Genomic DNA, 13,518 nt, shown 5'->3' with positions numbered 1-13,518 from the left:
AATCATGTCTCCCTTTCACGTTCATTTCATTAGCCCTATTATAGCATAGCTTTTCCGCATGTTTTAAACCATTTGTGAACAAGCTATGAATTGTTAATTAGAATGATTATAAAATAATTTTAACAAACAACCCTGCCTATTACAAGGCAATAGCTCGTATGCGGAATTTGCAGAAAATTAGCAATAAAAAAGATCATGTAGAGATATATTACCCTACATAATCTTTTTTAATCACCTAAGTAATCAGGCAGCCACAAATGAATTACATTCTACTTTCAATCTCTGCCCAAGCAGTGTCGAAGCCTAGACCTGTTTCCGAAGAGAATACGACAAGCGGGTCGCCTTTTTCCATTTGCAGTTCATCTTTGACAATCTTTTTATGCTTATCCCATTTACCTTTAGGAATTTTATCGGCTTTTGTCGCAACGACGATACAAGGGATATTATAATGCTTTAAAAAGTCATACATCATGCAATCATCTGCCGTCGGGGGATGACGTAAATCTACAAGAAGCACAACTGCTTTTAATACATTACGGGAGGTGAAATACGTTTCAATCATTTTACCCCACGCAGCACGTTCTGATTTAGATACTTTCGCATAACCATAACCAGGTACATCCACAAACAGTAAATCTTCCTCTAATTTATAAAAATTTAATGTTTGTGTTTTCCCTGGCTTGGATGAAATACGCGCCATGCTTTTTCGACCAATCATTTTATTGATAAAAGATGATTTCCCCACATTCGAACGTCCTGCTAACGCGAATTCTGGCAGATCCCCTTCTGGATATTGCGCTGGTCTTACAGCACTTATAAGTAGCTCTACATTATTAATTTTCATTTTGTTGTCTCCTCCAATGCTAATTGAAGCACCTCTTGCGCATCGGAAACAAAATGAAATGTTAATACTTCACGAACACTTTCTGGAATATCTTCAATATCACGTTCATTATCTTTTGGGCAAATAATCGTTGTTAATCCCGCGCGATGTGCGCTTAATGTTTTTTCTTTTAATCCACCGATTGGTAGTACTCTTCCTCTTAATGTTACTTCCCCAGTCATTCCAATTTCTCGTTTGATCGGACGTTTCGACAAAGCCGACACCAGAGCCGTAACAATTGTAATTCCGGCAGACGGTCCATCTTTTGGAACTGCGCCTTCTGGTACATGAATATGAATATCTTTGTTTTCATGGAATGACGGATCAATACCAAATTCCTCTGCTTTAGAGCGAACATACGATAAGGCCGTTTGAGCAGACTCTTTCATGACATCCCCTAGCTTCCCAGTTAGTTGAAGTTTTCCAGTTCCTGCAGACAAAGACACTTCAATTTGCAATGTATCACCACCAACAGTTGTATAGGCTAGCCCTGTTGCAACACCTATCTGATTTTCAGTCTCCGCTAAACCGAATCTGAATTTTCGTTTACCAATCATATCTTCTAAATTTTTCGTTGAAACAATAATACGTTTTTTATCACCAGAAACGATTTGGAGTGCTGCTTTTCGGCAAACATTTGCTAGTACACGATTTAACCCACGTACCCCTGCTTCTTGTGTAAAATGGCGAATAAGATCAATAATCGCATCGTCTTTCAATTGAAGCTGAGATTTAGTTAAGCCATGCTCTTTTATTTGCTTTGGTAATAAATGATTTTTGGCTATAGAAACTTTTTCCATTTCTGTATATCCAGCAAGAGAAATTATTTCCATACGATCTCGTAATGGACCAGGAATAGTACTTAAATCATTGGCCGTAGCAATAAATAATACGTTCGATAAATCGTAGGTTTCTTCAATATAATGGTCACTAAACGTATTATTTTGTTCCGGATCTAACACTTCTAGCATCGCTGCAGAAGGGTCTCCTCTGAAGTCATTTGACATTTTATCGATCTCATCTAACAAAAATAGCGGGTTAATGGTCCCAGCTTTTTTCATCCCTTGAATAATGCGTCCCGGCATTGCACCGACATACGTTCTGCGATGCCCGCGAATTTCAGATTCATCTCGAACCCCACCCAATGAAATACGAACAAAATTACGACCTAATGACTCCGCAATAGACTTCGCAAGGGAAGTTTTACCGACACCAGGTGGCCCTGCTAAACAAAGAATAGGTCCACGTAAAGATTTTGTTAACTGGCGAACGGCTAAATATTCTAAAATTCTTTCCTTTACAGACTCCAAACCTTCATGGTCTCGATTTAAAATTTGCTCCGAACGTTTAATATCCAATTGATCTTCTGTTGATTTTGACCAAGGAATGGAAACAATCCAATCGATATAATTTCGGATAACGCCACTTTCTGGCGCCTGTGACGGAAGTTTTTCATAGCGATTTAATTCTTTTAATACATTCTTTTTAGTAGCTTCGGGTAGGCCAGCTTCTTCAATTCGCTTTTTTAACTCTGCAACTTCTCCAGTTTTACCTTCTTTTTCTCCAAGCTCAGTTTGAATCGCTTTCATCTGCTCACGAAGATAAAACTCTTTTTGTGTCCGTTCCATCGCATGTTTGACACGCGTATGAATCTTCTGTTCTAAATTTAGTATTTCTTGTTCGTTATATAGACGTCCGATCAATACTTCTAAACGCTCTTTTACATCCATTATTTCTAGAATTTCTTGTTTGCCTGCCACTTTTAGAGGTAAATGAGATGCAATCATATCTGCCAACCGGCCAGGTTCCTCAATATCAACTACGGCATTATATGTTTCTTCTGAGACGCTTTTGGATACCTTTGAATACTTTTCAAAATTATGTAGTAACGTACGCATAAGCGCTTCTTCTTCCTGATCTGCTTTTTCCGGTTCAATATAGGCAGACACAGTAACTTCATCAAACGTATCTGTTTTTTTATAATCATCCCAAATCGCGCGTTGCACGCCTTCTACTAAAACACGCATTGTTCCATTTGGGAGCTTCACCATTTGTTTTACAGTTGCAATTACACCTACATCATATAAATCTTCCATAATTGGTTGCTCTAATGTCATATCTCTTTGTGCTGATAAAAACAATTTTTCTTCACGTAACATTGCTTCGTTTAAAGCTGCAATCGAACGTTCACGCCCAATATCAATATGAAGAATCATTGTAGGAAATACTAATAAGCCTCTAAGAGGTAATACTGGATAATAGGTCATATTTTTGTTTGTCATTTCGGGAAGTCACCTCCAACTTATTCTGTCCGAATCGTATCATAAAATACGGTTCAACCTCTCTATACTGCTCTCCCCTATTTTCTCCAAAAGGAAACATAAGAAGAAAAAGCTGACATCCTTGCTTGCGCTAAGCACGCGCAGATTGGAAGCCAGCTTATATTAACACTACGTTATGCAGATGTTTTTTCGTTATCTTTTCCTACTTCAGTGCCGTCTTCTAACAATAGTCTTGGACGCGCTTTTTCTGTAATAGCTTCTTTCGTGATGACACACTCTACAATATCTTCACGTGATGGTAACTCATACATCACATCTAACATAATATTTTCGATGATAGAACGAAGACCACGTGCACCAGTCTTACGCTCAATTGCTTCTTTGGCAATTTCGATTAATGCTTCATCTTCAAATGTCAACTTCACATTATCCAATTCAATCATTTTTTGATATTGCTTCACAAGAGCGTTTTTAGGTTCCGTTAAAATTTGTACAAGCGCTTCATTGTCTAGCTGTTCTAAGCTTGCAAGCACTGGTAAACGACCGATAAACTCTGGAATTAGTCCAAATTTCAGTAAATCTTCAGGAATTAACTGACTAAGTACCGAACCTGCTTCTATTTCCACTTTATTCGGATCCGCACCAAAACCAATTACTTTTTCACCTAGACGGCGTTTAATGATTTGCTCGATTCCGTCAAATGCACCGCCAACGATAAATAAAATATTCGTTGTATCAATTTGAATGAACTCTTGATGTGGATGCTTACGACCACCTTGTGGAGGAACACTTGCTACAGTACCTTCTAAGATTTTTAGAAGTGCCTGTTGAACACCTTCACCTGAAACGTCTCTAGTAATAGAAGGATTTTCAGATTTACGTGCTACTTTATCTATTTCATCGATATAAATAATCCCTTTTTCTGCTTTTTCAATATCATAATCCGCAGACTGGATAAGTTTTAACAGGATGTTTTCGACATCTTCCCCAACATAGCCCGCTTCCGTTAAGGAAGTCGCATCTGCAATAGCAAATGGTACGTTCAAAATACGTGCTAATGTTTGAGCTAATAATGTTTTACCACTACCAGTAGGTCCAATCAGAACGATATTCGATTTAGATAACTCTACCTCATCGATGACACTATTTGAATTGATGCGTTTGTAATGGTTGTACACCGCAACGGCCAGTGATTTTTTTGCTCTTTCCTGCCCGATTACATACTCATCTAAAATAGATAAAATTTCTTTTGGTTTTGGAACTTCTTTAAATTCTACTTCTTCTTCAATACCAAGCTCTTCTTCTACAATTTCAGAACATAAGTCGATACATTCATCACAAATATATACACCTGGTCCTGCTACGAGCTTGCGAACTTGTTCTTGTGGTTTTCCACAAAAAGAACATTTTAAGTTCCCTTTTTCATCATTGAATTTGAACAAAATATTCACCCCTATTCAAGCAATTATCTTACAAGATTCTTATTGAGTAATCAAATAATACGTTTATGTTTTATATCCGTGTAACCTATGTATGGTATAAAACAAGGCACAGACAATATTGCTGTACCTTGTTTTATATTATAACGCTTTCTTCCCTTATTATGAAATTTTAGCGTTTTCTACTAAGAATTCAACTGTTTTTTGGAAACGAATGTCGTTTTCAAGTACCGCTGTACCACCAAGTGCTTTTTTGATATCTTCAGCAGCCATGTTGAATTGTGCAGCCATTTTTTCAAGCTCTGCATTTACATCTTCTTCTGTAGATTCTAAACCTTCTTTTTCAGCAATCGCTTCAAGCGTTAAAGAAACTTTTACGCGGCTGTTTGCATCTTCTGCCATTTGAGCACGTAAAGCTGCTTCATCTTGACCTGAGAATTGATAATAAAGATCTAAGTTCATCCCTTGTTGCTCTAAACGTTGACCAAATTCTTGAAGCATACGATCAGTTTCTGTCGTAATCATTGCTTCTGGAATATCAATTGTTGCATTAGCTGCTGCAGCTTCAACTAAGTTGTCGCGAAGTGTTTGAGCTGCTAATTGTTTTTTCTCTTCAGCAGTAACTTCTTTTAGCTTCGCACGTAAAGCATCGATACCTTCTACTTCTGCATCGATTTCTTTCGCAAGTTCATCGTTTAGTTCAGGAAGTTCTTTTCCTTTAACTTCTTTCACAGTCACTTTGAAAATTGCTTGTTTACCTGCTAGTTCAGCAGCATGGTATTCTTCTGGGAAAGTTACTTCAACGTCTTTTGACTCTCCAGTTTTTACACCTACTAATTGTTCTTCGAAACCTGGAATGAATGAGTTAGAACCGATTTCTAGTGGGTAGTCTGTTCCTGCTCCACCTTCAAATGCAACCTCATCAACGAAACCTTCAAAGTCGATTACAGCAGTATCGCCTTCTACGATTGCATCTTCTTTTACAACTAACTCAGCTAAACGAGTTTGTTGGTTTTTTAGTTGCTCTTCGATTTCTTCGTCTGTTACAGCTTCGTCTAATTTAGTTACTTCTAAACCTTTATAGTCGCCTAAAGTTACTTCTGGTTTTACAACAACTTTTGCAGTGAATACTAAAGGTTGTCCTTTTTCCATTGTTACGATATCGATTTCCGGTTGATCTACTGGATCAATTCCAGCGTCTTCAACAGCGTGCCCATAAGCATGTGGAAGAATAATATCTAATGCATCTTGGAATAAAGATTCCACACCATACATTTTTTCGAACATTGGACGTGGCATTTTCCCTTTACGGAAACCAGGTACATTAATTTGTTTTACTACTTTTTTAAACGCTTGGTCTAAACCTTTTGATACTTCTGCTGCAGCAACTTCTACAGTTAATAATCCATTATTGCCTTCTTGTTTTTCCCATTTTACAGTCTGATCCATTGACATATATTCTACCTCCAAAAAATAATTTACAATAATTTAGCAGCCTGCATAATTAAATACAGGGCGATTATACACTAATTATATTGACAACTTGTATATTATAGCATAGATGAATAGACTTTCAACACTATTAATACTCAGGTCCCTTCAGTTGAAGCTTCCAATAATTTGATCAACTCGTACAATTTATCCGGTCGTACACTTTCATTTCCAAATAACGTATCCACAAAATTTACGTACGCTTCTGCTACCGCTTCATCGCTATATCCTGCCCAATCAAATGGAAATAATGCATATGCATGGCTATGTATTAATCCTACCGTCAATTGCAACTTGGAAGGGTCTTTTTCTAATATGTTATGGATATATTTCTTGATTGGCTCTATTCTTTCCATTCCATTTGGGCTTGGAGGTGAAATTGGGTTCACCTTTTCTTTAAAACCAAACTTTTCAACCAGTATCTCGGTTGTCTCCCCATTAGAGCCTAGAAGTAATAGTGCGAGCGTTTGAATAGCAGGGGGTACTTTTTGGCTTTTGGCAATTTCAATAATGTTAGGTATTACTTCTGTTATATCTCTATGAAAAGCTTCTTGTAACAAAGCTTCTTTTTCTATAAAGCTTAGTTTTAAGTACTCTTCCAATGCAAATTTTTGTTTGTCCGCAATAGGATTAATATAATCTTCAGTGGTGAGATAATTATCCTGTTCTTTTGCAAGTCGTCCACTTAATTCTTTTAGTTGCAAGAAATTTTTCTTTCTTTCATTCGTAAACCTATTATCAACTAGTAATTTATTTAATACGCGATCAACTTCATGATAAGCTCTAAGGTCGAGTAAGATAGTTAAGTATAGTTCCACGATTTGTTCAAACAAAGGTGATTTTTTTTTCAATAAATTCTCGCATATAAGTTTTGCTTCCTGTTGACGATTAGTTTCTAACAAAGAAAGTATGTATACACTTAGGATCGTATCGTCTAGCTCAATATGTTCACTTGCTTGATCAAAACATTTAGCTGCCTCTATATGATTATTAACTTCTGCAAAGGCTAACCCATCTGCAACTAACTTTTCGACCATCCCTGGAAAAAAGATTATATTTTCTTTTGTTTTTGGAATATGTTGCCTTTTTTTCATTTTACTCGCCTGCCTTTCTTTTCAATATATACCTATATACTATATCATGTTCTATTATTTTTCTATATCCTGTTAACTTTTATCTGAAAATTTCCACACTAAGTCTTTCGCAGTTATTTCTGTCAAAGAAGTCAATATAGTCGAAAGCTTTCCTGTAAAATGGATTTATCGTATTTTCATTTACAATTATATGAAACATAAATTCAATTACCTCATCTATCGTATTAGCCTTATATCCATATAAATCTTTATTTAAATCCAAATAAGAGCCTCTCATCTTTATAAACTCCTCTTGGTCAAATGTAAAAAAGACAATTGGTTTATTCATATATAGAAAATCCCATGAAATACTAGAATAATCTGTAAGTAACATATCCGCTTCTATAATCTCATCACCAATCGATATTTCATCAAAGCTATAAAACTCAATTTTCCCTCCTCTAATGTCAACCTTTTTAAAATAATGTTCAAATTTCTTCATAAATGGATGCAACATTACTTTTACATGAAGATTATAAGTAGAAATCAGTTCCTCCATTCGTTGATCTTGAAAAATATCCAATGTAGATCGGAAATAATCACTCTCTAAAAATTCCTCCTCTGACAAATCGAATAGCCATTCTCTCCAGGTGAACATAAGGAGAATATGCTTTACTGTTTTCGCAGGTCTATTGGGACCAAACCGGTCAAAACGGGCCATCCCTGTTACTATTAGCTTCTCTTCTGGTATCCCCCACTGATGAAGCTTGATGTTTTTTTCATATTGAGATGCACAGTTAAAATAATTACAACGATCAAGTAGTGGTATGTCTTCTTTTTGAATAAGAATCTTTTTAAAGCATTCAATTCCATGACTAATATGAATCATAATAGTTTTTTTATTTAAGAATATGTACTTATCGATAGAAGGAGCAATGTCATAAATAATTGAATGACCGTGGAAGGAGAAATCAGCCTTAAAAAACAGCAAATAGTTTTGAAAGCTTCCCAAAGCTACCCCACCTGGTATACCTTGCTCTCTTACATAAGTTGTTTTAGGATCATACATCCAGTAAATGTCCATCTCATTACTATAATGTTCTACTAAATGTCGGTGAAACACAGACGCGTTATCTTCGTATTTCTCCCCTAAATTTCCTCCTACTAACACAATACTTTTTTTATGCTTCTTGGAAGGCAATTTAGATAGAAGAAATGCTGCTATTACTTTTATAAATACTATTAACGGATCAAGCGTTTTCTTAGTCTTTAACTCCATTATGTATAACTCCTTTCTTTATTATTCTATCTCCCTATTTATACAAAATAAAACAAATTATGTTTAACTTTGCTGAAATAAGGAATAGTAATTTAATAGCCTAATTTAATAGTTTCTAAACATATGAAAGGGGAAGCAGTACATGAATAAGAATGTATTATTTATATCAGATCATGGAGATCCATTGGCGCCATTAGGTAGCGAACAAGCTGGAGGGCAAAATAACTATGTAAAACAACTAGCCTTAGCACTTGAAAATGAAGGTAATACTGTGGATGTTGTGACACATTGGAGTAATCCACTAGATCCACCGATAGAAAATTTCGGGCATTCTTGTCGAGTTATCCGTATAGGAGCGGGTAATAGAAGTTTCGTTCCGAAAAGTGAATTATATAATTTACTACCAGCTTTTTACGAAGAGATGACAACAATCCTACCTCTTCCAACATATGATCTAATTCATACACACTACTGGTTATCAGGATTGTTAGGCTCTTTTGTAAAAGCGGATTATAAAATACCTTGGATTCATACAAATCATTCATTAGGAATAGCAAAAGAATCAGCAACTGGAATTACGGAACCTTTAAGACTCAATACAGAAAAAATGATATTAAGTTCTGCTGATTATATTGTTGCTACAACTAAAAACGAAAAGAATTTAATCCATAAATTTGTGGTAAATCCTTCTCCGATAAAAGTTATTCCTATCGGGGTGGATCGTGCTTTTCGTCCATTCCATTGTAAAAAAGAGAAAGCCTTACCTCCTTATCTTGCGTTTGCAGGAAGATTGCAAGCTACAAAAGGAATTTACACATTAGTAGATGCTTTCCGTTTGGTGGTGGAAAAATATGATATTCCAATTACAACAAAACTTGTTATTGCGGGCGGTGATCCAACTTCTGTTGATTTATCCAACAAATTACCTAAGGATAAAAAACTAAAAGCGGCAATTCGCGGACTTGAAAATAGAATTGACTTCCTGGGGGCGAAATCTCAAAAACAACTTGCAACCATATTTAATCATGCTACCGCTGTAATAGTACCTTCTTTTTATGAATCTTTTGGTATGGTTGCTGCGGAAGCACAAGCCTGTGGTTGCCCAGTCATTGCTTCAAAAGTAGGAGGCTTAACAGACGTAGTGAAAAACCGAATAACAGGACTGCATACTGAAAAAGAAAATGAAAATAATTTAGCGCAAGCTATGAAAACATTAATATCCAATAGAAATTATTCAAAAAAACTCGGAAAAAGTGCAGCAGTTTTTGCAAATCAAGAATTCAATTGGTCTATTCTAGCCAAAAGGATGGATATTTTGTATGAGGTGGTAATAGATGAGAAAAAAATCTTTCGTGTTAGCAACTGATTTAGATGGTACACTAGTTGGGGATAGCGGCGCACTTCAAAAATTACAATTCTACTATAAGCAATTAGCGCTTGATGTAGGAGTTATATATATTACTGGTAGACATTTAGCCTCTGCTTCTACCTTAATGGCAGAGGAAAATTTACCACCACCAGATATTCTTATTACAGATGTCGGGACTGCCATTTATACATCACACAATTTAATAGAAGATCAGGTGTGGACCAATAAAGTCCAAAAGAGTTGGTATCCCCAAAAAATTAATCAGATCGCCCATAAATTCCCGCCTCTTAAGAGACAGGTTCTTCCAAATGATAAGCGTATTTCGTTTACAGTCTATGAGAATGTGGAAGTAGTAAATGAGTTTAAAAAAACATTATATGAGGAGAATATTCCTCATAAATTCATCTTTAGTTCTAATCGTGATGTGGATATACTTCCTCCCAATAGCGGTAAAGGTGAAGCATTAGTATATGCTCTTCACAATTATTTTGATAAGGATGTTCAAGTTCTCGTTGCAGGAGATTCTGGAAATGATTTAGACATGCTCTCCCGTGGCTACCCTTCTGTCATAGTTGGAAATGCACAGAGTGAACTAATCGATATGAATGACCATCCACTTCTTTATCGAGCGTCCCAGCATTTCGCAGGAGGTATTCATGAAGCTTGGTTACATTTCTTCAAATAACAAAAACCAACCGGAGCAGAAATATCCGGTTGGCAATTAAAATAAATTCTTTTCTGATGTTTCAAATGATAGCCTTTAAGCGATTTGTGCATTTTGTAAAGCAACAAGCTCCTCGTATAAATGCAAATCTTCTTCATATAAACTCTTATATGTTGAAAGACTATGTGCTCTTACAGCTTCAAACATATCCTCATCCACAATGTTAAATTGTACATTAAGTTGCTTGGCATTTTCCCAAGCAGTTTCCTCAAAAACAATATTCATCTCATGCTCCTCAATAAGCATCGCAAGCAAATCGATATTATTATAAAGCTCATATAAAGAATGACTATTTTTTTTATCAAAAATCTCGAGTGTCCGCGATAATGTATTTAATAATGCATCGCGGTCAATCGCATGACCTAATTCATGCATTGTAATTATTTTAATATATAATTCAAGAGAAATCGGTAATTGCATTTCTTTACTTGCTTCTACCAAACGGTTCACGTCAAATCCAACATAATGACCAATAAAATTATAACTCATATTTATGCCAGAGTTATCTTGTTTCAATTCAACTTCCATTCCGACAGCTTGCATAGTGGATTTGATCAACTGCTGAATATATGTCTCATTGCATTTATTTTTCATTTATTTATCTGTTTCTCCTCACATCTAATATAAAAACACTTTTAATAGTATATGATAAACTTCATGATTTTTTTCAACAAAAATAAATATATAATAATATTATTATTAATTCAACAAAGAAGAACTGAACTTTATATATACTAACTAAAACGAGGTTACTCAAAGTAAGAGGAAACAGAAAAGAACACGCTTCAATCGATTTTTGATTAAAGCGTGTCCTTTATAAAACTTATTAAATTACATTATATATTAATCTATTATTTAATCATTATCTTTTTTGTTATTACGTTGTCTACTCCGTGCTTCTCCGCCTTTACGTCCTGCTTCTTCTCTACTCATTTTACCATCGTCATTATTATTGTCGTTGTTGTCGCGTTGATTGCTCCGCGCTTCTCCGCCTTTTGATCCAATTTCTTCATAAAAATCTCGGTCATGGTTTGCTGAAGTTGCCTCTCCACCCTTACGACCGATTTCCTCATAAAAGTCTCGGTCATGATTTTCCGAGGTAGCCTCTCCGCCCTTCCGACCAATTTCTTCGTAAAAGTCTCGGTCGTGATTTTCGGAGGTAGCTTCTCCGCCTTTTCTTCCAATTTCTTCGTAAAATTCACGATCATGATTTTTAGAGGTAGCTTCTCCGCCTTTACGTCCCGCTTCTTCGACAGTCATGTTTTCATCATTGTTTCTGTTGCGATTGTTCTGCTTGTTAGCCATTAATAAATTCCTCCTCTAGATTTTTATCAAGCTTGAAATCAAGCTTACTCTTTATATTCCACCTTTATATATAACTAAACATACTATTTTATTTTTTACTTTATTGTTTAGTTAAAATTCATTTTGTAAGACTTCACAGGCGTCAACTTTAGCGAGTAAACCGAATTGCTCATTGTTCTCTATTAAAGTAATAAAGTTGAAAAAAAGACAATCAACCGATTACAAATATCTTTTAATTACTGGTGGAAGTCTATTATTGTAGATTCTCCCTACTTTTACACACAAAAAGACAGTCTTTAGTCGATATCCCTGACTAAAGACTGTCTTTTATCGTTTTTAAATTAAGTAGAAATTTTATCTTTTTACTAATTAATTCTTGTCTTTTTGATTATCACGCTGTTTACTACGAGCCTCTCCACCTTTACGGCCGATTTCCTCATAAAATTCGCGACCATGAGTCTTAGAGGTAGCTTCTCCGCCTTTGCGTCCCGCTTCTTCTACAGTCATATTTTGGTTGCTGTTTTTGTTGCGATTGTTTTGCTTATTAGCCATTATTAAATTCCTCCTCTAAATTTTCTCTAGCTTGTAATCAAGCTTATTCTTTATATTCCCAACAATAACGGAAATAAACATATGAATTACATAGATTCCTATTAATCTTTATTGGCATACATAATTTCTGTACTTCGATTATAAAGTTCAATTATATTTCCAAATGGATCTTCACAGTAAACCAAGTAATAAGGCTTACCTTCCCAAACATTCCATATATCGCTACGTCTTTTCCCACCGGAGCTTTCTATTTTTTCAGCTAGCTGTTCTATATCATCTGCTATTAAACAAATATGAAAGTAGCCTCCCAAATCATTCATCTTTCTTTTTGTTATTCGGGGTTCTTGAAATTCAAATAGTTCTATTCCAACTTGATTACCCGATATCATATGAGCATTTCGCATTTTGATAATGTTATCTCCGAGCAAATCGTTTGTCATATTATGCTTACTTTCATCTTTTGAATAAAAGGAGTAAGGACCTGCTATCAACTTAAAATCTAATATTTCTTCATACCATTTAATAGCCCCTTCAATATCGGGCACAGATAAACCTATATGTGTAATTGCTATCATTTGTATCCCTCCTACAAATCGTTCCCCTTCTTAACAGAAAGATAAACAATCACATCGGTAAATACTTAAACTACCTACAATATAATAAGTACCTACCACAGACAATTTTCCAATAAGAAAAACGCATCAAATTCCTGATAAATAAGGATTTGATGCGTTCTATTGTTGGCTTTTATAAAACCTAGAGACGTCCCAGGAGAGATTCGAACTCCCGACCGACGCCTTAGAAGGGCGTTGCTCTATCCAGCTGAGCTACTGAGACATATGTATTGAAGAAATATTTAGTATGAAAACCAAAATTACCTTCTTTTTTATTATAAAGGAAATTAATTAAAATTCAACCTTTTCAAGAAATTTTTTAAAGCTTTTTTTATTTCTGTCACGGAGAACCAATATAACTATTTCATTTAAAAATCCCTTCTAACCTAACAATTAGAAGGGATTTTTCATAACGTCCCAGGAGAGATTCGAACTCCCGACCGACGCCTTAGAAGGGCGTTGCTCTATCCAGCTGAGCTACTGAGACAAGTACTCCCCCACCACACA

Annotated in this window: 12 protein-coding genes and 2 tRNA genes; 2 read left to right on the top strand and 12 right to left on the bottom strand. The window is 35.5% G+C overall.

Going from position 1 to position 13,518, the window contains the following annotated elements:
* Positions 1-262: 262 nt before the first annotated feature.
* The 6 genes from yihA to ACIQ38_RS07290 form a co-directional block, all read right to left on the bottom strand.
* Positions 263-844 carry a ribosome biogenesis GTP-binding protein YihA/YsxC gene (yihA, locus tag ACIQ38_RS07315; RefSeq protein WP_402820249.1) on the bottom strand — a complete coding sequence of 194 codons (582 nt, stop codon included), beginning with the start codon at positions 842-844 and terminating at the stop codon, positions 263-265.
* A complete protein-coding gene (gene lon, locus ACIQ38_RS07310) occupies positions 841-3,165 on the bottom strand; it encodes an endopeptidase La (protein WP_402820246.1) in 2,325 nt (774 codons plus the stop codon). The genes yihA and lon overlap by 4 nt, the downstream gene beginning before the upstream one ends.
* 173 nt (positions 3,166-3,338) lie before the next feature.
* A complete protein-coding gene (gene clpX / locus ACIQ38_RS07305; protein ID WP_402820243.1) occupies positions 3,339-4,607 on the bottom strand; it encodes an ATP-dependent protease ATP-binding subunit ClpX in 1,269 nt (422 codons plus the stop codon).
* A 159-nt stretch (positions 4,608-4,766) separates the two neighbouring features.
* The gene (gene tig / locus ACIQ38_RS07300; RefSeq protein ID WP_402821354.1) at positions 4,767-6,053 is read right to left on the bottom strand and encodes a trigger factor; all 1,287 of its coding nucleotides are present in this window, start codon (positions 6,051-6,053) and stop codon (positions 4,767-4,769) included.
* A 140-nt stretch (positions 6,054-6,193) separates the two neighbouring features.
* On the bottom strand, positions 6,194-7,189 hold the full coding sequence (locus tag ACIQ38_RS07295) for a hypothetical protein (protein ID WP_402820240.1): 996 nt from the start codon (positions 7,187-7,189) through the stop codon (positions 6,194-6,196).
* Positions 7,190-7,268: 79 nt separating this feature from the next.
* Positions 7,269-8,447, bottom strand: coding sequence for a CDP-glycerol glycerophosphotransferase family protein (locus tag ACIQ38_RS07290; RefSeq protein ID WP_402820237.1), 1,179 nt, complete (start codon positions 8,445-8,447; stop codon positions 7,269-7,271).
* A gap of 142 nt (positions 8,448-8,589) precedes the next feature.
* On the opposite strand from ACIQ38_RS07290, the gene ACIQ38_RS07285 reads away from it, so the two are divergent.
* Complete coding sequence (locus tag ACIQ38_RS07285) at positions 8,590-9,813, top strand: glycosyltransferase (protein WP_402820234.1); 1,224 nt, start codon at positions 8,590-8,592, stop codon at positions 9,811-9,813.
* The gene (locus tag ACIQ38_RS07280) at positions 9,782-10,501 is read left to right on the top strand and encodes an HAD-IIB family hydrolase (RefSeq protein ID WP_402820231.1); all 720 of its coding nucleotides are present in this window, start codon (positions 9,782-9,784) and stop codon (positions 10,499-10,501) included. The genes ACIQ38_RS07285 and ACIQ38_RS07280 overlap by 32 nt, the downstream gene beginning before the upstream one ends.
* A 75-nt stretch (positions 10,502-10,576) precedes the next feature.
* On the opposite strand, the gene ACIQ38_RS07275 is transcribed toward ACIQ38_RS07280, so the two are convergent.
* The 6 genes from ACIQ38_RS07275 to ACIQ38_RS07250 all read right to left on the bottom strand — a co-directional run bounded on the left by ACIQ38_RS07275 (position 10,577) and on the right by ACIQ38_RS07250 (position 13,498).
* Entirely contained in the window at positions 10,577-11,134 is a 558-nt protein-coding gene (locus ACIQ38_RS07275; protein ID WP_402820228.1) for an integrase, read from the bottom strand.
* A gap of 261 nt (positions 11,135-11,395) precedes the next feature.
* Positions 11,396-11,845, bottom strand: a complete 450-nt coding sequence (locus tag ACIQ38_RS07270) for a KGG domain-containing protein (protein ID WP_402820225.1) — start codon at positions 11,843-11,845, stop codon at positions 11,396-11,398.
* A 369-nt stretch (positions 11,846-12,214) separates the two neighbouring features.
* The gene (locus tag ACIQ38_RS07265) at positions 12,215-12,397 is read right to left on the bottom strand and encodes a KGG domain-containing protein (protein WP_402820222.1); all 183 of its coding nucleotides are present in this window, start codon (positions 12,395-12,397) and stop codon (positions 12,215-12,217) included.
* A gap of 101 nt (positions 12,398-12,498) precedes the next feature.
* Positions 12,499-12,972, bottom strand: a complete 474-nt coding sequence (locus ACIQ38_RS07260; protein WP_402820219.1) for a VOC family protein — start codon at positions 12,970-12,972, stop codon at positions 12,499-12,501.
* Between the two features lie 188 nt (positions 12,973-13,160).
* Positions 13,161-13,234, bottom strand: a tRNA-Arg gene (locus tag ACIQ38_RS07255).
* 190 nt (positions 13,235-13,424) lie between these two features.
* A tRNA-Arg gene (locus tag ACIQ38_RS07250) sits at positions 13,425-13,498 on the bottom strand.
* Between the last annotated feature and the right edge of the window lie 20 nt (positions 13,499-13,518).

Origin of the sequence: Psychrobacillus sp. NPDC096389, from assembly GCF_044762855.1 — a bacterium.
Lineage (GTDB): Bacteria > Bacillota > Bacilli > Bacillales_A > Planococcaceae > Psychrobacillus.
The sequence above is the reverse complement of the archived record's forward strand: the minus strand, read 5'-3'. Positions and strand labels throughout refer to the sequence as shown.

Bases quoted from the DNA above. Each gene is read 5' to 3' on its own strand.
- yihA (WP_402820249.1), bottom strand. From the start codon at position 844: ATGAAAATTAATAATGTAGAGCTACTTATAAGTGCTGTAAGACCAGCG.
- lon (WP_402820246.1), bottom strand. From the start codon at position 3,165: ATGACAAACAAAAATATGACCTATTATCCAGTATTACCTCTTAGAGGC.
- tig (WP_402821354.1), bottom strand. From the start codon at position 6,053: ATGGATCAGACTGTAAAATGGGAAAAACAAGAAGGCAATAATGGATTA.
- ACIQ38_RS07295 (WP_402820240.1), bottom strand. From the start codon at position 7,189: ATGAAAAAAAGGCAACATATTCCAAAAACAAAAGAAAATATAATCTTT.
- ACIQ38_RS07290 (WP_402820237.1), bottom strand. From the start codon at position 8,447: ATGGAGTTAAAGACTAAGAAAACGCTTGATCCGTTAATAGTATTTATA.
- ACIQ38_RS07285 (WP_402820234.1), top strand. From the start codon at position 8,590: ATGAATAAGAATGTATTATTTATATCAGATCATGGAGATCCATTGGCG.
- ACIQ38_RS07280 (WP_402820231.1), top strand. From the start codon at position 9,782: ATGAGAAAAAAATCTTTCGTGTTAGCAACTGATTTAGATGGTACACTA.
- ACIQ38_RS07275 (WP_402820228.1), bottom strand. From the start codon at position 11,134: ATGAAAAATAAATGCAATGAGACATATATTCAGCAGTTGATCAAATCC.
- ACIQ38_RS07270 (WP_402820225.1), bottom strand. From the start codon at position 11,845: ATGGCTAACAAGCAGAACAATCGCAACAGAAACAATGATGAAAACATG.
- ACIQ38_RS07265 (WP_402820222.1), bottom strand. From the start codon at position 12,397: ATGGCTAATAAGCAAAACAATCGCAACAAAAACAGCAACCAAAATATG.
- ACIQ38_RS07260 (WP_402820219.1), bottom strand. From the start codon at position 12,972: ATGATAGCAATTACACATATAGGTTTATCTGTGCCCGATATTGAAGGG.